Source organism: Caballeronia udeis (assembly GCF_001544555.2).
GTDB classification, from domain to species: domain Bacteria; phylum Pseudomonadota; class Gammaproteobacteria; order Burkholderiales; family Burkholderiaceae; genus Caballeronia; species Caballeronia udeis.
Genome location: NZ_FCOK02000073.1, coordinates 20,077 through 43,567 on the forward strand (window position 1 = coordinate 20,077; position 23,491 = coordinate 43,567).

A 23,491-nucleotide genomic window follows, 5' to 3' on the forward strand; every position below is an offset into this window, starting at 1 on the left:
ACCTGAAAAAACTTAATGGGCACGGGTGAGATAAGCAGGCGATGCCGACGACAACGACGCCTTCACGTTGCGGCCGGTTTCATCGACGAGAATCTCTTCCTTGCCTTGCTCGATTCCTTCGAGCACCTGACGCACGACTTCCTCCGGCGATGTTTTCGGCGCGTTGATCCCGGCGGTCATGTCGGTATCGATGATTTCCACGTCGACTTCTTTCGTGCATATGCACTTTATGAGGTAAAAAAACGCCCGGCGGGACGCCTGGCGACTGTTTCATTCCATTGATGTCAGTTCGAGCAGCGACTTTCTCAGTTCCGCGGCGCGTTCCCGGCCGAACTTGTCCTCGAATTCCTGCTGTGCCTCGCGCCAGCGCAGCGAGGCTTCGCCGAGCGTCTTTCTGCCGGTGTCGGATAGCGACAACGCAACAGCGCGGGTGCTGGCGTCTTGCTGAACGGCATTCACAAGGCGGTCGCGCTGCAGCGGTTTCAGCGCTCGGACCAGCGTGGTCCGCTCCATCACCATGGCATCTGCAAGTTCGGCCATGGTCACGCCGGGCCGCCGGTGGATTGCGGCAAGCAATGTGAACTGCGCCGCCGTCACGCCTGCCTGGCTGACGTGGCGCTCATAAAGCTGCGACACAAACCGCGCCGCCTGACGGATGGCGAAGCAGTTGCAGTCGAGATAGGACAAATCTTGAGTAGTCATACACGCGATTCTATTCGTGCATATGCACTTTGTCAAATCAACGGAATGGCCGGTCATCGAACCAGCCCTCAATCAGCCCTTGGCTACCCCTTGGGATACGCGACGACGTCGCCTTCAACCGACAGCGCGATACGCTCGCCGACACGCGGATGCGAATGCCCCGCCACGCGAATCTGGACACCGCGCTCGCCCGTGAGGGAGCGCAGCATGACGCTCGCATCGTGACCATAGAACACGACTTTCTCGACCACCGCCTGAACGCCGTCACCGTTCAAACCCTGTTCCGAAACAATCCGGATCTGTTCCGGCCGGATCATCACGTCGACATCGCTGCCGACTACCGCGCGGGCGATCGGCAAGGTGCCGAACTCGCATATCACCTGCTTCGAATTCCGGGAATCGATCGATCCCGGCACGATCACCGCGTCGCCGACAAAACTCGCCAGCTCACGCGACACCGGCCGCCGATACACCGCCTCCGGCGAATCCGTCTGCACGAGACGGCCGCGCCACAACACCGCGACCTCGTGCCCGAGCGACAAGGCCTCCGCCTGATCGTGCGTGACCAGCACCGCGGTGGCGCCCGTGGCCGCTAGCGCGTTCGCCACGGCTTCACGGGTTTCGATCCGCAACGCGGCATCGAGGGAAGAAAACGGTTCGTCGAGCATCACGAGCGAGGGCGACGGCGCAAGCGCCCGGGCCAGCGCAACGCGCTGCTGCTGTCCACCGGACAATGCCTGCGGCGGCCGGTCGCCATAGGCCGCCGGCAGGCCGACGAGCGCCAGCAATTCGTCCACCCGATACCGCGCCCGCCGCTGCTGCCGCGGCAAGCCGAAGACAATGTTGTCAGCCACTGAAAGATGCGGGAACAGCGCGCCTTCCTGCGGCACGTACCCTATCCGGCGCGCTTCGGACGGCACATGAATGCCCGGCCCGGCCACGCGCACGCCGTCGATCTCGACCGTGCCGCCGTCCGCCCGCTCGAAGCCGCACAGCACGCGCAACAGCGTGGTCTTGCCACTGCCGGACGGCCCCAGCAAGGCAAGCAAGGTGCCGCGTTCCACCGATAAATCGACGCCATGAAGCACGGGTTGACCATCGAAGGACTTGGTCAGGCTGGTAACGCGAAGTTCGCTCATATCGATTTACTCGTCAGGCGGCGAACCGGCCTGTAGTCCTGCTTGTAGTCCTACTTTTAAATCAGCCGCACGCCCCGCCACCGCCGATCTCCCGAGCAACGTGAACAGCGCGACCGATGCCGCCAGCGAAATGCCCACGAGCAATGCCGCGTACGGCGCAGCGGCGGCAAACGCGAGCGTGGACGTATCGATCCATACTTGAGTAGCGAGCGTACGTGTGCCGCTGGGCGACAGCAATAACGTGGAATTGAGTTCGGTAACGACCGAGATGAAGACCATCGTGGCGCCGGCGCCCAGGCCTGGACCTGCCAGCGGCAAGAGCACACGCCGCACGGTCTCGCGCCAGCTCAGCCCAAGCGATCGGGCGGTCTCTTCCAGACGCGGCTGCGCCTGCGTGAACGCCGCGCGCACGCTGACCAGCGCGAGCGGCAAGAACAGGATGGCGTAGGCCACGACCAGCAGCTCGGCGCTTTGATACAGCGGCCTCAACGCGTGCACGGCCAGCGACACGATCGCCAGCGCGACCACGAGGCTCGGCAAACCTTGCGCGAGGAACACGATGCGCTCGAATGTAGTCGCAATCCTGCTGGGAAAACGGACCAGCAGGAACGCCAGCGGCACGCACGCGAGCGTAGTGACGACCGCGGCGGCGCAGCCATAACCGATCGATGACAACGTCGATTCGATCAGCAGTTCCGGTGACACTTCCGCCGGCGTGATGGCGGCGGCTCCGCTTTGCGTCAGCCAGAAACCGATCATGCCGATAGGCACGCCCAGCGTCACGATCGCCAGCACGACAAACGCGGCGACCACCGCCCATCGCCACGCACCGAGTTCATAACGCAATGCCGCGCGCCTCACGCCGCGATCAACGCGTTCATAGCGCGCCCCGCCGCGCACGCGCATTTCCAGCGCAAGGCAGAAGAGGCACATCGCGATGAGAATGCACGCAAACACCGACGCGCCGCTGCTGTCGAAGCTCGTCCTGTATTCGGCGTAGATCTGGGTGGTGAAGGTCCGGAAGCGCAGCAGCGTAAACGCGCCAAATTCCGACAGCACGCCCAGCGCCACCAGCAGCATTCCGCCGAACAACGCAGGCCGCAATTGCGGCAACACCACGCGCACGAACACGCCAACACGCCCGCAACCGAGCGAGCGGGCGCTTTCTTCGAGCGCCGGGTCCATGCCGCGCAAAGCGGCGGCAACCGGCAGATAGACAAGGGGAAAATACGCGGTGGAAATCACCAGCAACGCGCCCGCGAAGTCCTGCAGATCCAGGCTCAGCGAGACCCATGCATAACTCGTGATGAACGCGGGCATGGCAAGCGGCGCGACCGTGAGAGCCGCCCACAGCCGCCGCCCGGGCAAGCGCGTTCGCTCGATAAACCATGCTGCCGCCGTCCCCACCACGCCTGCCACGAGCGTAGCGCTCACGGTGATGGACAGCGTATTGATGAGCAGTTCGCCCACCAGCGGCCTGAAAATCAACTCGATGGCGTCATCCCAGCCGAACGTCACCGCGCGATACACCGTAAAGGCGAGCGGCATCAACACCAGCAGCGCGCACAATCCCGCCGCCACGAGCAAACCCCGCGGCGCGCGTTTGCGGCTGCGGGGTTCGGGCAGCGCGGATAAGCCAACCGCCTTCACGACATCACTCATACGCTCCTGCGCTTACAGTAATCCGGCCTGACGCATCAGCTTGGCGGCCTTGCTGTCATCGCCGAGTTGTTCGACAGTCAACGACGGCGGGCTCAACTGGTCGAAAGGCTTGAGCAGCGGATCGGGAGAAACGCCTGCATGCAGCGGATATTCAAACGCGATCTTTCCTTTGGCCATCAGGTCCTGCGCACGTTCGCTGACCAGATACGCCAGGAATTGCTGCGCCGCCTGCTGGTTCTTGCTCGACTTCAATACCGCCGCGCCCGATACGTTCACAAGCGCGCCCACGTCGCCGTTACCGAAGTGATAGATCGCACTGCGGGTCGCGCTGTCGCCCAGTTGCACGTGCAGGCGCGCCCAATAGTAATTGTTCACCACGCCCGTCGCCACGCCGCCGCGATTCACCGCGGCCACCACGCCTTCGTCGTCATCGAAGATCTGCGAGTTTTTCTTCAGGCCCTTGAGCCATGCCAGCGCGTCCGCTTCGCCCTTCATGGCGATCACCGCGCTCACCACCGGCAGGAAATCGCCGTCGCTGGGTGCAATGCCGACCTTGCCTTTCCACTCCGGCTTGGCGAGATCCATCAGCGATGCCGGCAGTTGGGCCGCATCGATCTTCTTCGTGTTGTAGACCAGCACGTTCTCACGCGCGAGCACGCCGACCCAGTCACCCTGCGGCGAGTTGTAACGCGAAGGGATGGTCGAGAGCGTGGACGCATCGGTTTTAGCGAGCAGGCCCTTCTCATCAAGCAACATCAGTTCCGGCGAGTTCTCGGTGAAGTAAACATCGGCGGGAGAAGCCGATCCTTCGGCCACCAGTTGAGCCGCCATGGCCGGGCCTTCACCGTTACGGACCTTCACCGAAATGCCGGTCTGCTTCTCGAAGTCCTTCGCCAACGCGGCCACGACCTGCTCGTGTTGCGCGTTATACAAGGTCAGCGTCGCCGCTTCCGCGTTCAGCGGCAACGCCGCGGCGGCAGCCAGCACCGCGATGCCGCAAAGCGTGCGCAGCACGGGCAGGGAGCGTGTGGTGTTCATTGCTGTCATTCCTTTCGTTGTGGTGCGCCGGCTTGTCGCCGGCGTGTGCTTTAGCTTGGCCTACGTCTTCTTCGAATCAGGTTTCGAACAGCCCCGCGCCGATAAACGAACCGGGCCGCACGCCCGGCGGGCATGCGAACACCGCGCTGCCTACATGCGTGGTGAACTGGTTCATCATGTCGAACTTCGCCAGCCGGTCATTGATCGGAATGAAACCGGTGCGCGGATCGCTTTGATGGGCGACGAAGATCAACCCCGCGTCGTACTCGGTTTCCTGGCGCCATGGCGGCCAGCGCTCGATATAAAAATCGGTGCCGTCGTTGTAGGAATACGAACGGCGCAGGATCTGCGCACCGTTGTTCGTCGCCTGGTTCGACAAGCGCACGTGCGAGTTTTCCGGGATCACCTGGTTGCCGTCCTTGTCAGCGGCATCGAGATCCAGCGCATCGAATTCATTCTTCTTGCCGATTGGCGCACCGCTGTATTTCTCGCGGCCCATCACCTGTTCCTGGAACCCTCGTTCCATTGTGTCCCAGTGTTCCAGCGTGATACGGATACGGCGCACGACCGTGTACGTGCCGCCGTCCATCCAGGGCGCATCGGACGATTTGGCCCACACGAACTGGTTCATCAGCGCGGGTTTCGCGGTCGACGGATTGTTGGTGCCGTCCTTGAAGCCCATCAGGTTGCGCGGCGTCTGTCCACGCGGACCGGAGAGGAACCCTGCCTGACCCCAACGCATGGCCACGATCCCGTAGCCCATGCGCGCAAGTTGGCGCACGGCATGGAACGCGACCTGGGCGTCGTTGGCGCAGGCCTGGATCAGGATGTCGCCGCCGGTTTTTTGCGGCAGCAACTGGTCGCCGTTGAAACGCGGCAAGTCGACCAGCGCGGCGGGCCGGCGCTTCTCCAGACCGTAGCGGTCCTTGCCTTCATGCGTGAAGAGCCCCGGACCGAAACCGAACGTGATCGTCAGGCCTGCTGCACCCAGGCCGAGGATATCGCCGGAATCGGGTGCGGTTTTGTCGTCGGTGGGCAAGGGCTTGGCCGTGTCGCCACGGGACATGCGCGCCGCCGCGTCCGTCCATGTCTTGAGGAGACCGATCACGTCTTCACGTTTATCGGTGGTGAGATCGAGCGACGCCACATACGTGTGGCTCTGCTGCGGCGTGACGATACCCCCCTGGTGCTCGCCGAAGAACGGCTCGACCACGAGCATGGGGTCGACGGGTTGCTTCGACTGCTTGAGGCTTGTCACCGTCGCGGCGTGCGCGACTGAACCCGCGCCTAATGCCGCACCCGCGGCTACGCCCGCTTTGAGAAAGCGGCGGCGCGGTGGGTCCTGATCGTTTTCCATGATGTCGTCTGCTATGCCAGTTACTTCACTTTGCCAGGGACTACCTGCTTCGCTTTACTTCGCCAGGACCAGCGTGTTGACATCGTCCTGTACGTAGTAAAAACCATCGCCTTCAGGCGTCATCGCGATACCGAACAGGTCACCATTGCCCGGCGGCGATTGTGCTTTGTCGGTATCGATCCAGCGTGCATACAGTTGCTTGCCTGTCGCCGGATCGATTTCCACGACCTGGCCGTTCAATGCATTCGTGACCAGCAAGTGACCGTTGGGTGCCGTCACCATGGCGAGCGGGCGATGCAGGAAACCATCGGCGGTCAACTCGCGGCCGACACCCGCGCTGGTATCGCGCGTCATGGGGTCATCGATCTCGGTCACACGGTTGCCGATGGCATCGGATGCGTACAGCAGCTTCTGATCCGGCGACAACGCCAGACCCGTAGGTCCGATCAGGAACACACCCTTGTCCGCTTGCGCGCCGAATCCGCTGGCAATCACCGTTTCCTGCTTGACCACCGGCGCCTTGCCTTGGGGGATATCGAGGTCGAGTCGCAGGATGGTGGACTGCTTGAAGACCGGCGGATTGCCGCCCGCGCCGCCCACGCCGAAGCCCGCATTGCTGACGAAGAGCGTGGCGTGATCGCCGTTATCGACGACCGCCATGTTGCCCCACGGGTCGTTGATGTCAGGACTCGCGATGGTAGACGCCACCTTGCCCTGGTTGTCGAGCACGATCAGGCAACCCGCGCCCTTGGTGCCGGTCGTGCCGTCGTTGCTTGGCGTGCTGCCGACGATCACCCAGCCCGACTTCAGCATGGTCATCGCGGTGGAGAGACCGATACCGCCCGGACAGTCCTTCAGGTCGCGCGGCACGGTGGCGAACACCGTCATCTCCTTGGTATCGGGATGATAGTTGATGATCGTGCTGCCGGTACCCTGCAGGTTCGCGGAGTTATTGAAGTTGCCGACCAGCACGTCGCCCTGCTTGACCGTGCCTGACGATACCGGCGCGACCACGATCGCATACGGGTTCTGGTCGCCGTTGGACGGCACGGTGTTGATCAGCGTGGTGTGCTTGTGCAGCGTTTCGAGAAAGCCGGTTGGAGCAGCGTGCGCCACGCTGCTGACCAGACCGCTAACCAGCAATGCGGCTGATGCAATGCCCGACAGCGCTCTGGATTTGATAAGTTGTTTCATGCAAAAACCTCGGGTGCGTGCGTTCAAGATCACGCCGATCAGAAAGTGATGGTGGTGCGCACGCCGACGACGAACGTGTTGCGCAACGGCTGCGTGGGATCGCTCGGATTCTGGCCGGCGCCCGCGTTGAAGGTGTATTGCAGGTCACCCTGCATGACCCACCACGGGTTGACCTGGTACTGATAGGTCGCCTCGAGCGCGGTTTCCTGGGTGCGGATGCCGTACGGGCTGCCGAGTTGCGCAGCAGTCGCGACATCGAGATCGTGCGCGGCGTTGCCGACCTTGATATAGGCGACTCCCAGGCCGACGCTGTCGTTGTCGCGGCCGGCGAACGGGGCTTTCATCACAATGCCCGCATTGGCGCTGAAGCTCACCAGGTTACGGTCGCCCGGCGCGCCCATCACGCGTGCAAATACGCCGATGCTGCGCGGTTCGTCGGGGTTCGGACGCCAGATCATCTGGTCCGCAACGGCGTAGAAGCTGTAGTTGCCGTTATGAGTCTGCGGCGTACCGGTGCTCAGCGGATTCGCGAGCGACAGACCGGTGTTGTCGGTGCTCAGGTCGGCAAAGCGTTCGTTGTTGTACCAGAAGCCGATCTTGTATGTACCGGGCAAGCCGGTTTGCGGCACGCCGACCATATCGCCGTCCGCCGGCTGGTTGATCGAGTACTGCAACTCGCCTATATACAACGCGCCGTTATGCAGGTTGAAGTTCGTGCCGCTGAGATTGTTCAGGTTGTTGCCGAGCGGGTTGCCGTCGAACACACCCGCGAGCCCCATCAATGAACCCGTGATCTGGCCGCGCACGCGCACGCCGAGTGCGGACAGCGGATACGCCGGACCGCCCGAGGGCATGTCGTAGGACGGCAGGCCGGGCCAGCCGAACATGGTGTTCACGAACGTGGCCGCGTAGCTGCTGACCATGAACTCCTGGTCAATACTTTGCTGGCCGACCTTCACGTCCACGCGTCTGTTCAGGAACGACTGCTGATACCAGAGCTCCCACAGGCGCGTGGTGTCCTGCGCTTCGATCCCGCTCGCGGTGTTCAGCGTGCCGAGGTTGTACTGGCTCAGGTTACGGCCGTGAATCTGCAGCGCGCTCACGTTGAACGTGCCGCCTGGCAGGCCGAAGGCCTTTTGCGTATCGAGGCCGAGGGTGACGGTGGTCAGGCCGTCGTAGGTGCCGCCGGTTTTCAGGCCGCCGCGCGTATTGTCGAGATATTCCGATACTTCCGTGGCTTGCAGCGTCACGCCGTACTGGCCGAGCCACGGGCGGATGCCGCCCATGTCGCCGAACAGGGTCGAACGGCCCCATACGCCGGTCCATTGACCCGCCGGTTGCGCCTGGATGTTCAGGTCGGCTTCGGGGGCATCGGAAGGAGTGGCGTCCGGGTTTGCCGGCTCGCCTGCGGCAAATGCCGCCGAGAATGCCGCCGATGAGACCAGCGCGAACAACGCGAGGCTGGTACCGAGCACCGCGCGGCGGAAAGGCGCACCACGGCGCCTGATGGCAGCGCGCAGGGTCGCGTCGGGGCGTGAATCGTGTCGCGATTCAGCGCGCGATTCGCGCGGAGCGAGCTGGACGGGTTGCATCGAAATCCTCAGTCTTGTTGCGACGGCTCTAACGCGTCGCGTTGATTGTTCTAAGGACGTTGCGACAACGCAGGCAAAAACCCCGTACATCAGCGTTGAAACGTCCTCCGGGCCACCATCCAGAAGGCACCGGCGAAGCGAATCGTACCCACGCCATGTGTGAACGTCAATATAAATGAGAACGATTCTCATTATAATTACATCGGGGTGAAAAATCCCTTACATAAGCCGTTTTTTACGGCTTATTGATTTAGTTATTTGAAATAATTTAGTAATGTTTTTGATATTTTTAGATCACGAAATGATCACGAGCATGGGTTGTTCATCCCCGTTCAGCCTGTGCCGCAATCTTCAGGGTCAAACCGGGTAGGTAATCGCCCGCATCAGGGTATTGACTGAGCGCGTCAACAACGGCGGCAGTGCGGCTTAGGCGAGCTTCGGCAATCGGCTTAAACCCGCTATGCCGAAATCCGCATTGCCAATGCGACGAACTGCCAAGACGCCACTAATTTGGCTTCCTAAATTGCATCTGCCTGCTGGTCGCCAGCGAGTTCGTTGAACAAGCTCAATGTCTTTTTCGTCCACACGATAATGGCGGCGCGCACGAGCAAATCCCGTCTTGCTTGCAAGCGTGCCTTCAGTAGTGCAGTCGTGTATCGGGAAAACGGAGTTGAAAACCTGTAGATAAAACCAAAAAGCGAAAGCGAAAGCTGATTGCCCTGCTCGCCGGACCTGTCCAACCCCGAAGGAGAATCAACAATGCATCTTCGAACAAGCATCAAACCGCTTGCCTGGATCCTTGCGTGTGCTGCCGCCACTCTGGGCGGTTTGCCGCTGTCCGCCGCTGCCGATACGTTCGACGTCAAGGTCGGCTTTGCCGCCCCGCTGACGGGCGCGAACGCCGGTTACGGGAAGGACCTGCAGAACGGCGTGCAATTGGCGCTGGATGAAGCGAACGCGAAGAAGATCCAGATTGGCGGCAAGACGGCCAACTTTGTCATCCAGGCGGAAGACGATCAGGCCGACCCGCGGATCGGGGTGCAGGCAGCGCAGAAACTCGTCGATGGCGGCGTGGCCGTGGTGGTTGGCCACTTTAATTCGGGCACGACGATTCCGGCGTCGCAGGTCTACCAGACCGCCGGCATTCCGGTGATCGATCCGGCCGCGACCAATCCGACCATCACGCAGCGAGGCTTCGACAACGTCTTCACCGTCATTTCCAGCGATGCCCAGAACGCCGGTACCGCCGGGACGTACGCGGTAACGGTGACGAAGGCGAAGAAGATCTCGATCATCGACGACAGGACGGCCTTCGGCCAGGGTGAAGCCGATGAGTTCGAGAAAGCGGTGAAGGCGGCGGGCGGCACCATCGTTGCGCGCCAGTACAGTGATAACCAGACCGTCGATTTCAGTGCGCAGCTTACGGCGCTGAAGGGTGTGGGCACCGACCTGGTCTTCTTTGGCGGCCTCGACCGGCAAGCGGCGGCGGTGGCCAAGCGGATGAAACAGCTTGGTCTTACCGCGCAGTTCGTGGGCGGCGGCGGCGTGATGGACGCGGATTTCCTGAAGCTCGCCGGCGAAGCAGCCGATGGCGCGATGGCGTGGGAATATGGCAGTCCGCTTGAGAAGCTGCCGCAGGGCAAGGCGTTCGCCGAGAAATTCCAGAAGCATTTCGGTGTGGCGATTCTCTCGTATTCGCCGTTCGGCTATGACGCTGCGTGGGCCGCGATCAATGCCATGCAGAAGGCGAATTCCATCGATCCGAACGTGTACCGTCCGGTGCTGAAGACTATTTCGTTCCCGGGCATTACGGGCACGATTGCCTTCGACAATAACGGCGCGTTGAAAAATGCATCGTCGACGATGTATCAGGTCAAGGGCGGAGCCTGGGTGCCCGTCGTGACGAAGAACGGGACCTAGGGTTTAACGGACGCAACGGACGCGGGGGGCGGCGTGTACGGTCCTGGTCCTGGACCTGCTCCCCCCGCCCCGGGCGATAAAAAACTCACCGGCTCATATACGCCAGAAGATTCGCCCTCGTCACCGCAGCCTCCCCCTCGAGCCATTCGGCAAACTCCCGCAGGACCGTCGACGGCGCCGGCCGCTCCGGATAGATCAGGTAATACGACGCCCCGCTGGGCACACACAGCGAAAACGGCGTAATGATCCGCTGCGCCCGCAAGTCCTCCTCGATCAGCGACACATCCCCGATCGTCACGCCCAACCCCTGCATGGCAGACGAAATGGCGAGATCGAGTGTGTCGAAGTGCTGCGCTTTCGCCGACGGCAATCCCTTATACCCATAAGCGTCCAGCCACCTCAACCAGTCACGCCTGTCGCGTGTCGGATGCAACAAGGTCTGATCGGCAAGATCGTCCGGCGTCGCCGCGCCGACCCGCCGCTCCTTCCATAGACCGGGCGCACACACCGGCGTCAGCACCTCGTCGAACAGATGATGCGAACTCACGCCCTTTAACGTCGGCTGGCCGAACACGATGGCGGCATCGAACTGCTCGGCGTTGAACTCCACGCCGTGCGACACCGCCGCCGTCACCTCGATGACCAGTTCCGGCCGCTCATTCTGCAAACGGATCACACGCGGCAAAATCCAGCGCATCGCGCACGTGGGACATTTCACCCGCAGCGTGCCGGACTGCGCCCCGCTGCGCTCCAGCGCCTCCGTAATCTGCGTCAGCGCCTGCTGCAAAGGCGCAAGCAGCATCGCACCATTGGGCGTCAGCGCAAGCCCGCGCGGCTGGCGCACGAACAGCGCATAACCCAGATGCGCCTCCAGCCCGGAAATCTGCCGGCTGACCGCGCCCTGCGTGATGTTGAGAACATCGGCGGCACGGGTGAAGTTCAGCCGCTGCGCCACGACCGCGAAGGTTTTGAGTACATCCAAGGACGGCAGCGGTTTCATTGTCGGGTCTCGTAAGCCATGATCTGGGTTCATGGCTAGTATGACAAACTTTCGATTGTCCGCGCTTTATTGCTGCAGTCGAATGACAATCGATACTTGAATTCAGTCTTCCGGAGACAACCGTCGTGAAAAGTGCCTGGACCCCCGCGTCGAAGCTGCCTAATGTTGGCACGACCATCTTTACCGTGATCGGCCAGCTCGCCGAGGAACATCAGGCGCTGAATCTCTCGCAAGGCGCCCCGAATTTCGCCTGCGATCCGAAGCTGGTGGACAACGCGGCGCAAGCCATGCGCGCCGGGCATAACCAGTACGCCCCCATGTCCGGCGTGCCGGCGCTGCGCGAAGCCCTGGCGCTCAAAACGCAGCAACTCTATGGCGCCACCTACGACCCTGACAGCGAAATCACCGTGGTGGCAAGCGCCAGCGAAGGGTTGTACGCGTCGATCAGCGCGCTCGTGCACCCCGGCGACGAAGTGATCTACTTCGAACCGTCATTCGATAGCTACGGGCCCATTGTCCAATTGCAGGGCGCAACGCCGATTGCGATCAAGCTCTCGCCGGTGGACTTTCATGTCGACTGGGATGAGGTGGCTGCGGCCATCACGCCGCGCACGCGCATGATCATCATCAACTCTCCGCACAATCCGTCCGGCAGCGCGTTCACTGTTGAAGACATCAATCGCCTCACGGCACTGACGCGCGATTCGAAGATCATCGTGTTGTCGGATGAAGTGTATGAGCATGTTGTGTTCGACGGCGCCATTCACCACAGCATGGCGCGTTATCCGGCGCTGGCCGAGCGCAGCGTGATCGTGTCGTCGTTCGGCAAGTCGTATCACGTGACGGGATGGCGTGTCGGTTTCACGCTCGCGCCCGCCGAGCTGACCAACGAAATCCGCAAGGTCCACCAGTTCATGACCTTTGCCGCCGATACCCCCATGCAGATCGCATTCGCGCAAGCGCTCGGCGACGCATCGAGCTATCTCGGACTCGGCGAGTTCTATCAGAAGAAACGCGATCTGCTTGCCGAAGCACTCGCCGGTTCACGCTTCGAACTCTGCCCAAGCGCAGGCAGCTTCTTCATGCTGGCGCGCTTCGGCGCGTTCTCCGATGAATCGGACAGCGACTTCGTGCTGCGCCTGATTCGCGAAACCCGCGTCGCGACGATTCCGTTGTCGGCGTTCTATACCGACGGCACGGACAACCGCATCATCCGCCTCAGCTTCGCCAAGGACGACGACACGCTGCGGGAAGGCGCGCGCCGCCTGTGTGCAGTTTGATGCGGGTGTCAAGTCCATTCAATTTCTACCAATAGAGAGACGCTCATGAAGAAAACTGCTCACGCATTGACGGCCGCACTGCTGCTGGCCGCCTCGCTATGCACTACCGCGGCGCACGCGGCCGAATCCGACACCTTGCGCTACGGCGTGGAAGCGCAATATCCGCCGTTCGAATCGAAGGCGGCGTCCGGTGAGCTGCAAGGGCTGGATATCGATGTCGGCAACGCTGTCTGCGCCACGGCGAAGATGAAATGCGTGTGGGTCGAGACCTCGTTCGACGGGTTGATCCCCGCCCTGCAAGGCCGCAAATTCGACGCAATCAATTCCGCGATGAACGCAACCGATCAGCGCCGCCAGGCTATCGACTTCACGACAGTCGTGTACCGCGTGCCCACGCAATTGATTGCGAAAACGGGCAGCGGTCTTGAGCCGACACCGGCGTCGCTGAAGGGCAAGAACATCGGCGTGCTGCAGGGTTCGATCCAGGAAAGTTTCGCCAAGGCGCATTGGGCGAACGCGGGTGTGAATGTCGTGCCGTACCAGGATCAGAACCAGGCTTATACGGATCTGAAGGCCGGCCGTCTCGACGGTACGCTCGTACTTTCCGCAGCCGGACAAACGGGCTTCTTGTCGAAGCCGGACGGCGCGGGATACAGCTTTGCCGGTGGCCCGGTCAGCGACGACAAGATCCTGGGCAGCGGCATTGCATTCGGCATTCGCAAGGGTGACGAAGCGTTGAAACAGCGCCTGAACGCGGCGATCGCGAAGCTCAAGGCAGACGGAACGATTGCGAAGTACGCGAAGAAGTATCTTGGTGACATCGACGTGTCAGCTAAATAAGCATGGTTTGAAACGGCATATCCGGCTTGATGGAAGAGCCGGCTGAGGGCCGATAGCTGGATGAAAGCCGCAGCGTGATCAGCGCGGTTTTTTGAACGCTGGCACACTGCGGCCTTCATAGTTGGCACAATCGGCCGCCACGTTGCATCGGGTGGCCGCTTTACCCGGATATCCCATGAGCACTGCGCCCGCCGCGCCGCCTGCGCCCTCCCCGCCGCCGCCATTGAAAGGCGGACAACTGGTTCTTGCGACCATTGCCGTGGCGCTCGCCACGTTCATGAACGTGCTCGATTCATCGATCGCGAACGTCGCCATCCCGACCATTTCCGGCAACCTCGGCGTGTCCGTCGACGAAGGCACGTGGGTCGTGACCGTATTCGCCGCGGCCAATGCGGTTTCGATTCCGCTGACCGGCTGGCTGACCCAGCGTATTGGGCAGATCAAGTTGTTTGTCGGCGCGATCCTGTTGTTCGTGATCTCCTCCTGGCTTTGCGGGCTTGCACCAACTTTGCCGGTATTGCTCGCCGCGCGGGTGTTGCAAGGCGCCGTTGCCGGGCCGCTGATTCCGCTGTCGCAAGCTATCTTGCTTGGGTCGTATCCAAAGGAGAAAGCGTCCATGGCGCTTTCCCTATGGGCGATGACCGCCGTCGTCGGGCCGATTGCCGGACCGGCTTTAGGCGGCTGGATTACCGACAGCTATAGCTGGTCGTGGATCTTCTATATCAACATTCCTGTCGGGTTGTTCGCCGGCAGCGTCACGTGGTTTATCTACCGCAAACGGGAATCGGCCACGCGTAAAGCACCTATCGATACGATTGGACTCATGTTGCTGATTGCGTGGGTGGCGTCGCTGCAGATCATGCTCGACAAGGGACGCGATCTCGACTGGTTTTCGTCGCCGGTAATCGTATGGCTCGGGATCATTGCGTTGATTGCCTTTGCGCTTTTTGTGGTCTGGGAATTAACCGAAGCCAATCCCGTCGTCGATCTCCGGCTGTTCGCCGGGCGGAATTTCTTTGGTGGCACGGTCGCCATTTCGGTGGCTTACGGGGTGTTCTTCGGCAACCTTGTTTTGTTGCCGCAATGGCTGCAGGAATATCTGAATTACCGCTCCGTCGATGCGGGGCTGGTCACCGCGCCGTTGGGGATCTTTGCGGTGATTCTCGCGCCGGTCATGGGGCGGGTTCTACCCAGGACCGACGCGCGGGTTGTTGCAACCATGGCGTTTATCGGCTTCGCCATTGTGTTTTACATGCGCTCGAAGTATGTGATTGAGGTCGATACCTGGCATCTGGTGCTGCCGACGCTTTTGCAGGGCATTCCGATGGCGCTGTTTTTTGTGCCGTTGACGTCGATCATCTTGTCGGGGTTGGCGCCGTCGAAAATTCCGGCTGCGGCGGGGTTATCGAATTTCGCGCGGGTGTTTTGCGGGGCCGTGGGAACGTCGCTGGCAGGCAATGAGTGGACAAACCGGATTGCCTTGCATCATGAGCGGCTGACCGAGCAGGCAAATGCCAATAACCCGGTGTTTTTGCAGTCGCTGCAGGCGTCACAGGGCACGCTGAATGTCAACGAAGCTCAGGCGCGCGGGTTGTTCGATTTCACCGTGAATACGCAAGCCGCAATGATGGGGCTGAACGACATCTTTTTTGCTTCCGCCATTATTTTCATTCTGATTATTCCGCTTATCTGGATTACGAAACGCGCGAAAGGCGGTGGAGGCGGAGCGGCGGCGGGCGCGCATTGAGTTTGGTTTAGGGGGGTTCGCTTGGCGCTCGGGGTGAAGGGGGCCGTTCGGGGTTTGGGGCCCCGGACCGTCCCCGTCAGGTAATCCGTCCATTTCGGCGCATCGGGGGTGGCTGCGAGCATGGCGCCCCCTCTTCCCTCTCGTCAGTCGCCGATTGCGATGATCTGGTTCAACTGCTCGCACGCCGCTGCAAACACCTCTTCGGGCGCATGCTTCCACGGATGGGCCTTCGCTCCCCGCGCTCGCCAATCAAAAGACTTGGGCTGGTGTCCAAGCACGTAACCCGTAACGTTTTTCGGTCCTTTGAACTTTATTGCAAACGGATTCGTATCGTTGAACGCGGCTGTCGTCATTGGAAGTCCGATAACGATCCCGGTCCGCTCGTTGAATGGCCTCGGTGACAGGACCAGCATAGGGTGCAAATCCTTCATCTCCCGACCGACCTGAGGGTTGCAGTCAATCCAGATGATGTCACGTCGATCCGGCGCCCACGAAGCGACTGCCATTAAAACTCCTCCACACCAATGCGGCCCGTCGCCATCGCTTCACCGCCGTGCTTTGCAGGATCGAACTTCGCCAGTTTCTCCGCGAGCGTGAGCTTGCGAGGACCCACCGGCTTCACCGTCACACCAATCTCGTCAGTCATCACTTCGACCTCCTGGCCGACCTCGAAATGTGCAGCGCGTGCTACAGCGGCGGGAATGCGGACAGCCAGGCTGTTTCCCCACTGCTGGATCGTGAGCGTCGCTGTTTTTGCCATGGTGCAACCTCCTGTTGACGTTGATACGAGTGTATACGTCTTGAAGAGAGGTTTCAACATGTCTATACGGCGCAGACATGCCTGTAGCCAGTGATGCGCCGGGGAAATACTACCAACCCCTACGCCTTCCGAAACGTAATGTGCGAAACCCTTCGCACCATCAGCACGGCTGACAATGCTGCCACCGCGGTCAGCGCGACACCAATGTGGATCGACTGCACGAGCACCTCGCGGGCGCTCTCGATCATCGCCGGTCCATCCAGCCCGGCCGGCACCAGATCGGCCAAGAGCTTCCCCCGCAACGCGGAATCGATCAGGATTCGCGGATCGTTAAACCTCGGCAGCCACGCGGTACTCGCCGGTTCGCCGAGCACTCGCAGCGTACGCGTAATAACGTCCCGATAATGATGCTGCACGATCACCGCGACCACGCTCGTCCCAAGCATCCCGCCCACCATGCGCGTGGATTGCAGCAACGCCGTAGTAATGCCGAAGCGCTCACGTCCGGCAATTTCCTGCCCGAATACATTCAGGTTATTCAGCACGAACCCCAGGCCAACACCAATGCCCGCCATAGGAATCTCGATCCAGATATGCGGCGTGGAAGCGTCGGCAAACGCCAGCGCAATACACGCGAATAACAGCAACGTAAATCCTATCGACAAGATGAACGTGGGCTTGCGCAAATGAATCACAATGCGCGTGTTGATAAAACTGCCAATGGCAATAAACGCCGCAATCGGCGTGGCAAGTAATCCAGCCTCCTGAGGCGATAAACCAAAACCACCCTGCAGCAAAAGCGGCGCAAAAAAGATCAGCGAAAACATCACGAAACCAGACAGCATCGACAACGTGAATAACGTCACGAGCTGCGGGTCCTTGAAGAGATCGAGCGGAATGATCGGATGCGTCGCGCGACGCTCGCAAATCAGCAGCGCCACCGCGCCGCCGGCCACGCAAGCAGCCAGCACCACGTTCCCCGCGGTCAGCCCGCTCTTCGGCACGGCTTCGATGAATGCCTGCAGCCCCCCCAGCACCAGCGCAACCAGCACCGCGCCCAGCCAGTCGATCTTCACCGCGCCCTCGCGTGGCCGATGAAAATTCGGCAAATGCGCCCAGATGAAATAAAACGCGGCAATCCCCACCGGCAGGTTGATCAGGAAGGTCGAGCGCCAGCCCCAATGCTCGCTCATCCAGCCGCCGAGCGATGGCCCTGCGGCGGTCCCGATACCGTATGACGCCGCCATCACCACCTGCCAGCGCACCCGCAAACGCGGATCGGGGAAGAGGTCTGGAATGGACGCGAACGCGGTGCCGACCATCATCCCGCCGCCCACGCCCTGCAACCCGCGCGCAATGACCAGGAACAGCATGTCGTTGGCCACGCCGCACAGCACGGACGCCGCCGTGAACGTGATCACCGCGGCAATCACAAAGCGCTTGCGGCCGAAATAATCGCCAAGCCGGCCGAACACGGGCACAGTCACCACCGACGCCAGCAAATACACGCTCGCGATCCATGCGTAATACTCGAAACCATGCAATTCCGCGACGATCGACGGCAGCGCCGTACTGACCACGGTCTGGTCGAGCGCGACGAGCATGTTGACCAGGCCGATGCCGAGCATCGCGAGCAGCGCGTTACGGAAAGGCAGTGGAGAGGCGGAGTCAGGGTGGGGCGTGGAGGTGGACTGGGGAGCGGATTCAGGAGCTGACTGGGACACGGGCTGGAAGCTGGGAGAGTGAAAATAGAGGGGGTCGATACAAACATCACGCCCGGATTGTATGACGTCATTATTTCATCCGGTCGCTCAGGATCGGTGCTGACATCGATAAAAAGGGAGCATTAATCGGATTATTACTGTCGTACATTTGTAAGACGGGTAATCGGACACGACCGTTTTCGTTGATTAAAAACGTCATTTGAGTTTGTCGCTTGCGTTCGTCGCTTGCGTTGTTAACCGCTGAAGGAGAACCGTATGTTCAAACGAATCGTCGTGGCTATTGACGGCAGCCGCACCTCGCGTCACGCATTCGAATCCGCGCTTGAACTCGCCGTTATGCACGGCGCGGTGCTGCAGCCGTATTACGTGGTGGAAAACGCACCGGTCTATTACGACGTGCCGGGCTACGATCCATCCGTCTTGCGCGATGAACTCGCTGATCAGGGCGCCACACTTGCCGACGAAGCGAACGCCGCGATGAAACAGCGCGGCGTGCAAGGCGCAGCGGTGATCGCCGAGGGTTCGTCGGTGGATGATGTCGCGGAGCTGGTGCTCGCGGCGGCCTCCGCGTTCAACGCGGACCTGCTCGTGATGGGCACGCACGGCCGCAAGGGTTTCCAGCGGCTGATCCTCGGCAGTGTCGCGGAAAGGTGCCTGCGGCAAGCGACGCTGCCAGTGCTGCTGATTCCAGCCGCCGCCGGGGCTGAAGCGCCTGAGCCAAAGGAGTGAAAACGTAGGAACGGGTGGCCGGGCGACGGCGGGCGGTGTCATCATCGCGCGACGTTTTGCCACCCGGGGGCGGATCGCATCGATGGGACAATTTCCTTGTTCCAGATCAAAACGAGCCAAAAGCGAGCGAGCCATGCAAACCGTCCACGAGACTTCAGTTCCTCTGCCCAGCGCCCCCTCGCGCCACGCCGCTCATTGTTCGACCTGCGCCTTGCAGCACTACTGCCTGCCGCAAGGCCTGTCCTCCGAGGACGTCGACCGGTTGCAGAAAGTGATCATCAACGCTCGCGCAATCAAGCGGGGCGAAACGCTGTTTCGAGTCGGCGACACCTTCGACACCCTCTACGCCATCCGCTCCGGCTCGGTCAAAACGGTTGTATCGACCGCGAACGGCAACGGCCGCGAACAGGTCATGGGCCTTCACCTCAGTGGCGACGCGCTCGGCCTGGAAGGCTTCGACAACGGCCGGCACGCGTGCCACGCCATCGCACTCGAAGACAGTTCGGTCTGCCTGATCCCTTATGTGCATTTTGAGCGTGCGTGCCGCGAAACGGGCGCCATCCAGCGCCGGCTGCTGCAATTGATGAGCCGCGAAATGGTCCGGAAAACAGCGCAAACGCTCATGCTCGGCACGTTACGCGCCGACGAGCGAGTCGCCGCGCTGCTGCTTGATCTCTCCAGCCGGCTGACACGCCGCGGTTATGCGGGCAACGAGTTCAACCTGCGTCTCACGCGCGACGACATGGGCAGTTTCCTCGGCATCACGCTGGAAACAGTCAGCCGGACCTTGTCGCGTTTCCAGGCGAGGGGCCTGATCAATGCAAACGGCAAGCTCATCCGGATCCTCGACTTCGACGGCCTGCGCGCGATCTAGTGCGTGATCCAGTTTCCGGCCCGCTTGCGATCCAAGCAGGCTTGGCATGCCCTCTGCTACGATTAATCGTTTTGCATCGGCCCATGCCCGGAGACAAGAGCGAAATGAATCGCGAACCTACCCCGCTGCATCCGCTGCTCGCTCGCCTGCGCGATGCCCGCCAGACCACTGACGCGCTGTTCTCCATCGTCAAACCCGAATTCCTGTATGAGCGCCCGATTTCCGAGCGGCATCGGATCGTGTTCTACATCGGGCATCTGGAAGCGTTCGACCGCAACCTGTTCGATCAGCGCCTCTTCGACCTGCCCAGTCACAACCCCGAGTTCGACCAGTTGTTTGCGTTCGGCATCGATCCCGTCGATGGCGGCCTGCCCAGCGACCAGCCGCATGACTGGCCGTCGCTCGACACGATTCGCGCTTATGGTCAGCAGATTCGCGATGACATCGATTCGCGTTTTGATCCCGTCGGAATTACAAAACGTGAAGATAAGCGTGACAGTCCCATCGCGCAGGAAGCCACGCCCGAGACGCTGCTGGAGGTCGCGATCGAGCACAGGCTGATGCACGCGGAAACCCTCGCGTACATGCTGCATCAACTGCCGCTGCACCAGAAAACCCGGCCTGCGGCCCCCGAAGACACCACGCAACGCCCGCTCGACGATGCCAGGCAACAGGAGATGGTCCACGTGCCCGCAGGCGTGGCCACGCTTGGCCTCACGCGTGACAGCGGTACGTTCGGCTGGGACAACGAGTTCGGTGAACACAACGTTGACGTGCCGGCGTTCGAGATGGACCGCTACATGGTCACGAATGCGGACTGGGTGGATTTCATCAATGCCGGCGGTTATGCCCATCGCGAGTACTGGCGCGACAGCGACTGGGCTTGGAAGGAACGTGAAGGTATCGAGAAGCCGGCGTTCTGGGTGCGTGACGAATCTGTTAAGGAATCCGCTGAGACCTCGAAAGGCTCAGGCTGGAAGCTGCGGACCATGTTTGACGAGATACCGCTTCCCGCAGACTGGCCGGTGTATGTAAGCCACGCAGAAGCCAGCGCGTATGCGAAGTGGGCAGGCAAGTCGCTACCGACTGAAGCGCAGTGGCAACGTGCCGCCGAAGCCGCCCCGCACGCTCAGCAAGGCAATTTCGACTTCCGCCGGTGGGAAGCGTCGCCCGTTCAGGCACACCCGGAAAATCGCAGCGCGGCCGGCGTGGTCGGCCAGTTTGGCAACGGCTGGGAATGGACGTCGACGACCTTCGGGCCGTTACCCGGTTTCGAGCCGTTTCCGTTCTATCTCGGCTACTCCGCGAACTTCTATGACGACCAGCATTTCGTGCTCAAAGGCGGTTCGCCGCGTACGGCCGCTTGCATGCTGAGACCGAGTTTCCGGAACTGGTTTCAAGCACATTACCAGTACGTGTATGCAGGTTTTCGGTGCGTGCGGGAGTGACGAATAAAGCGAAATATGACTCAAAGTGCCATCTTTTGCTTTAATGAGAGCAGCGATCAACTATTGCTTTAACGGCTGGCGCTGCTCCGATTTTTTGATCTCATCTTAGCGCTCATCCTCTGGGCACACTGGCTGTGCGCCCCCGGCGGCACGCGCGGACACGGGCGGCAGGTCCCGCCCGGTGAGGCTGGCTGGCCGGGTCGCCCCGCGTCTTAGCCGTTTCCAGGGTCCAACGGTCTTCCGCAAGTCTGAAACGGGCGGCAGGTTCTCAGCCACTGCGGCCATTCACGCCTTCCCCGTTCTAGTCATTCCGCAATGCCCGCTTTCGTGCATTGCCGAATCGCCGCTACCGACTCCGATCCCGCCATGCTGCCCGTTCTGTGATAAACGAAAGCCCAGTTTGATCAATTTGAAGAATGGATTAGGTGTCCAGGTGGGTCACATTTACTCGACTTCATAACTAAAGCAGGTCAGTTTTAAATCCACATTTATATATTGGCCGTTGGTCAATGTGCATGAACGGAATTCATATTCGCCATTATTGTCGCGAATTTGACCCTCAAAATCACCCCACAGATACTGGATTCCATGCGGCGCCGCACACCCCGCCTTACGACATGGGCACCATCGTGGGCAAATGATGTTTCACGCACCTGGACAGGATAATGAAATCCACTAATACGCCAAGAAACCACGTGTTGGAAAAATTCAGATTTTACGCGGTATTGACGCAAACCAGATTGAAACGTTTACCGACACTCCTGGTCTCGTCCAGTGTTGCTGTAATGCTGGGGGGATGTGGTGGTAGCGGCTCGTCGACCACGCCGACTACCACCATGACTGATGCCGGTGCGGTGCAGGGCGCGACGGCCAAGGGCGTCATCGCGTACAAGGGCATCCCCTTTGCGGCTCCGCCAGTCGGCAACCTACGCTGGCAACCACCTCAACCTGTGGCGGCCTGGAACGGCGTGCTCCAGGCCACGTCATTTGTTCATGACTGCATGCAGCCTGTCGACCCGGCAGTTACGCCGCTGGCCACGACGCCGTCCGAAGATTGCCTGTATCTCAACATCTGGCGTCCCACCAGCAGTTCCGGATCCTCGTCAAACACCAAGTTACCGGTCATGGTCTGGATCTACGGCGGTGGATACGTCGTAGGCGGCACGTCCATGCCCGAATATGACGGCACGCAATTTGCCAAGCAAGGTGTCATTCTCGTCACTTTAAATTATCGTGTCGGCCGCTTCGGTTTCTTTGGCCATCCCGCGCTCACCACGGCCGCAGCCCAGTCCGGCCAGGTGTTGGGCAATTACGGCTACATGGATCAAATCGCCGCGTTGAAGTGGGTGCAGCGCAACATCGCCAATTTTGGTGGCGACCCCGGAAACGTCACGCTTTTCGGCGAATCGGCCGGCGGTGAGTCAATCCATAATCTTTTGACGTCACCATTGGCCGCAGGATTATTCCAGAAGGCAATTAACGAGTCTGGCAATGGACGCGTAAATCAATATTACGGGCGTTCCCTTACACGTAACTCAAAAACCGTCGGCGCCTCCGCCGAAGAACAGGGTACCGTATTCGCTCAGGAATTCGGTATCAATGGCGCCGACACGAACGCGCTGCAAGCGCTGCGCGCGCTGTCCGCAGATCAAGTCGTCGATGGACTCGACATCACGACGTTGAATACTCCGCAAAACGTCGCTACCTTTTCGGGCGGCGCGATCGTCGATGGCAAATTGGTGCTCGATGAACCCGAAAATCTATACAACAGTGGGCAATTCGCCAAAATGCCTCTCATGCTCGGGGTAAACAATGCCGACCTCGGCTTTTCCACTCCCGGTATTACGACGAAAGACCAGGCGTACGCGATCTTTGGCGCTCAAAATGTGGCCGCAGCAAGCGCGGCATTTGATCCCACGGGCACGGCCACCGTCGCCGCCGTCGAAAGCCAGATCTCCCGTGTAATTACGATGGACGAGCCCGCGCGTTTTGTTGCACGAAACTTCGCCTCCCGGGGCGCCCCCACCTACTTGTATCGCTTTTCGTACGTTGCACAATCAGTGCAAAACACAGTCAGCGGCGCAGTGCATGCTGCCGAGGTACCGTATGTCTTCGACACCCTTGCGTCGCAGTACGGCAACGCGGTCACGAGTCAGGACGAGCAGGTCGCGCAACGCATGAATGCGTATTGGGCGGCGTTTGCCAAAACGGGAAATCCATCTGACGCGGGCGTCACCAACTGGCCGGTGTACAGCATCGCGCTCGACAATCAGATCGAGTTTACCGCGGCCGGTACGATGCAAGTGGATCAACCAAATCCGGTGAAAGCACAAATCGATCTTGTGCAGCCACTTAACGACGCAAACCTGACAGTTAACCGCCAATACCAGTAAGCACGCGAGATTAAGATCCATACCTGCTTAATGGTACTAAGGGAAAAGTGTCAGGACTATTTCGAATGGAGGGAATCGGTATTGGATGACGC

Annotated in this window: 20 protein-coding genes; 8 read left to right on the plus strand and 12 right to left on the minus strand. The window is 60.7% G+C overall.

Features of this window, described 5'->3' with window-relative positions:
* Positions 1 to 12: 12 nt before the first annotated feature.
* The 8 genes from AWB69_RS35355 to AWB69_RS35390 form a co-directional block, all read right to left on the minus strand.
* On the minus strand, positions 13 to 201 hold the full coding sequence (locus AWB69_RS35355; protein ID WP_062091444.1) for a Rossmann-fold NAD(P)-binding domain-containing protein: 189 nt from the start codon (positions 199 to 201) through the stop codon (positions 13 to 15).
* 69 nt (positions 202 to 270) lie between these two features.
* On the minus strand, positions 271 to 702 hold the full coding sequence (locus AWB69_RS35360; RefSeq protein WP_062091445.1) for a MarR family winged helix-turn-helix transcriptional regulator: 432 nt from the start codon (positions 700 to 702) through the stop codon (positions 271 to 273).
* Positions 703 to 785: 83 nt separating this feature from the next.
* The gene (locus AWB69_RS35365; protein WP_062091446.1) at positions 786 to 1,841 is read right to left on the minus strand and encodes an ABC transporter ATP-binding protein; all 1,056 of its coding nucleotides are present in this window, start codon (positions 1,839 to 1,841) and stop codon (positions 786 to 788) included.
* 6 nt (positions 1,842 to 1,847) lie between these two features.
* A complete protein-coding gene (locus AWB69_RS35370) occupies positions 1,848 to 3,503 on the minus strand; it encodes an ABC transporter permease (protein WP_062091447.1) in 1,656 nt (551 codons plus the stop codon).
* Between the two features lie 12 nt (positions 3,504 to 3,515).
* Positions 3,516 to 4,541, minus strand: coding sequence for an iron ABC transporter substrate-binding protein (locus tag AWB69_RS35375; RefSeq protein WP_062091448.1), 1,026 nt, complete (start codon positions 4,539 to 4,541; stop codon positions 3,516 to 3,518).
* 76 nt (positions 4,542 to 4,617) lie between these two features.
* The gene (gene efeB, locus AWB69_RS35380; RefSeq protein ID WP_062091449.1) at positions 4,618 to 5,898 is read right to left on the minus strand and encodes an iron uptake transporter deferrochelatase/peroxidase subunit; all 1,281 of its coding nucleotides are present in this window, start codon (positions 5,896 to 5,898) and stop codon (positions 4,618 to 4,620) included.
* Between the two features lie 54 nt (positions 5,899 to 5,952).
* Positions 5,953 to 7,092, minus strand: coding sequence for an NHL repeat-containing protein (locus AWB69_RS35385; protein ID WP_062091450.1), 1,140 nt, complete (start codon positions 7,090 to 7,092; stop codon positions 5,953 to 5,955).
* A 38-nt stretch (positions 7,093 to 7,130) separates the two neighbouring features.
* A complete protein-coding gene (locus tag AWB69_RS35390; protein ID WP_082913728.1) occupies positions 7,131 to 8,684 on the minus strand; it encodes a carbohydrate porin in 1,554 nt (517 codons plus the stop codon).
* A gap of 759 nt (positions 8,685 to 9,443) precedes the next feature.
* On the opposite strand from AWB69_RS35390, the gene AWB69_RS35400 reads away from it, so the two are divergent.
* Positions 9,444 to 10,604 carry a branched-chain amino acid ABC transporter substrate-binding protein gene (locus AWB69_RS35400; protein ID WP_062091452.1) on the plus strand — a complete coding sequence of 387 codons (1,161 nt, stop codon included), beginning with the start codon at positions 9,444 to 9,446 and terminating at the stop codon, positions 10,602 to 10,604.
* A gap of 85 nt (positions 10,605 to 10,689) precedes the next feature.
* Here AWB69_RS35400 and AWB69_RS35405 read toward each other — a convergent pair whose 3' ends face one another.
* Positions 10,690 to 11,604 (minus strand): LysR substrate-binding domain-containing protein, encoded by a 915-nt coding sequence (locus AWB69_RS35405; RefSeq protein WP_062091453.1) that lies wholly within the window; start codon positions 11,602 to 11,604, stop codon positions 10,690 to 10,692.
* Between the two features lie 125 nt (positions 11,605 to 11,729).
* Between AWB69_RS35405 and AWB69_RS35410 the strand changes: the two genes are divergently transcribed.
* The 3 genes from AWB69_RS35410 (at position 11,730) to AWB69_RS35420 (ending at position 15,471) form a co-directional block, all read left to right on the plus strand.
* Positions 11,730 to 12,884 (plus strand): methionine aminotransferase, encoded by a 1,155-nt coding sequence (locus AWB69_RS35410; RefSeq protein ID WP_062091454.1) that lies wholly within the window; start codon positions 11,730 to 11,732, stop codon positions 12,882 to 12,884.
* A 45-nt stretch (positions 12,885 to 12,929) separates the two neighbouring features.
* Positions 12,930 to 13,724 (plus strand): ABC transporter substrate-binding protein, encoded by a 795-nt coding sequence (locus tag AWB69_RS35415; protein ID WP_062091455.1) that lies wholly within the window; start codon positions 12,930 to 12,932, stop codon positions 13,722 to 13,724.
* A gap of 175 nt (positions 13,725 to 13,899) precedes the next feature.
* A complete protein-coding gene (locus AWB69_RS35420) occupies positions 13,900 to 15,471 on the plus strand; it encodes a DHA2 family efflux MFS transporter permease subunit (RefSeq protein WP_062091456.1) in 1,572 nt (523 codons plus the stop codon).
* Between the two features lie 143 nt (positions 15,472 to 15,614).
* Here AWB69_RS35420 and AWB69_RS35425 read toward each other — a convergent pair whose 3' ends face one another.
* The 3 genes from AWB69_RS35425 to AWB69_RS35435 form a co-directional block, all read right to left on the minus strand.
* Positions 15,615 to 15,977 (minus strand): type II toxin-antitoxin system PemK/MazF family toxin, encoded by a 363-nt coding sequence (locus AWB69_RS35425; protein ID WP_062091457.1) that lies wholly within the window; start codon positions 15,975 to 15,977, stop codon positions 15,615 to 15,617.
* On the minus strand, positions 15,977 to 16,231 hold the full coding sequence (locus AWB69_RS35430) for an AbrB/MazE/SpoVT family DNA-binding domain-containing protein (RefSeq protein ID WP_062091458.1): 255 nt from the start codon (positions 16,229 to 16,231) through the stop codon (positions 15,977 to 15,979). Before AWB69_RS35430 ends, AWB69_RS35425 begins: the two co-directional genes overlap by 1 nt.
* A 119-nt stretch (positions 16,232 to 16,350) precedes the next feature.
* On the minus strand, positions 16,351 to 17,859 hold the full coding sequence (locus AWB69_RS35435; protein ID WP_062091459.1) for an MFS transporter: 1,509 nt from the start codon (positions 17,857 to 17,859) through the stop codon (positions 16,351 to 16,353).
* Positions 17,860 to 18,210: 351 nt separating this feature from the next.
* On the opposite strand from AWB69_RS35435, the gene AWB69_RS35440 reads away from it, so the two are divergent.
* From AWB69_RS35440 to AWB69_RS35455, 4 genes are all read left to right on the plus strand, one after another.
* The gene (locus AWB69_RS35440; RefSeq protein ID WP_062091460.1) at positions 18,211 to 18,684 is read left to right on the plus strand and encodes a universal stress protein; all 474 of its coding nucleotides are present in this window, start codon (positions 18,211 to 18,213) and stop codon (positions 18,682 to 18,684) included.
* A 133-nt stretch (positions 18,685 to 18,817) separates the two neighbouring features.
* Entirely contained in the window at positions 18,818 to 19,558 is a 741-nt protein-coding gene (locus AWB69_RS35445; RefSeq protein ID WP_075644048.1) for a helix-turn-helix domain-containing protein, read from the plus strand.
* A 104-nt stretch (positions 19,559 to 19,662) separates the two neighbouring features.
* Entirely contained in the window at positions 19,663 to 21,006 is a 1,344-nt protein-coding gene (locus tag AWB69_RS35450) for an SUMF1/EgtB/PvdO family nonheme iron enzyme (RefSeq protein WP_062091462.1), read from the plus strand.
* A 665-nt stretch (positions 21,007 to 21,671) separates the two neighbouring features.
* Positions 21,672 to 23,399 carry a carboxylesterase/lipase family protein gene (locus AWB69_RS35455; RefSeq protein ID WP_062091463.1) on the plus strand — a complete coding sequence of 576 codons (1,728 nt, stop codon included), beginning with the start codon at positions 21,672 to 21,674 and terminating at the stop codon, positions 23,397 to 23,399.
* Positions 23,400 to 23,491: the final 92 nt, after the last annotated feature.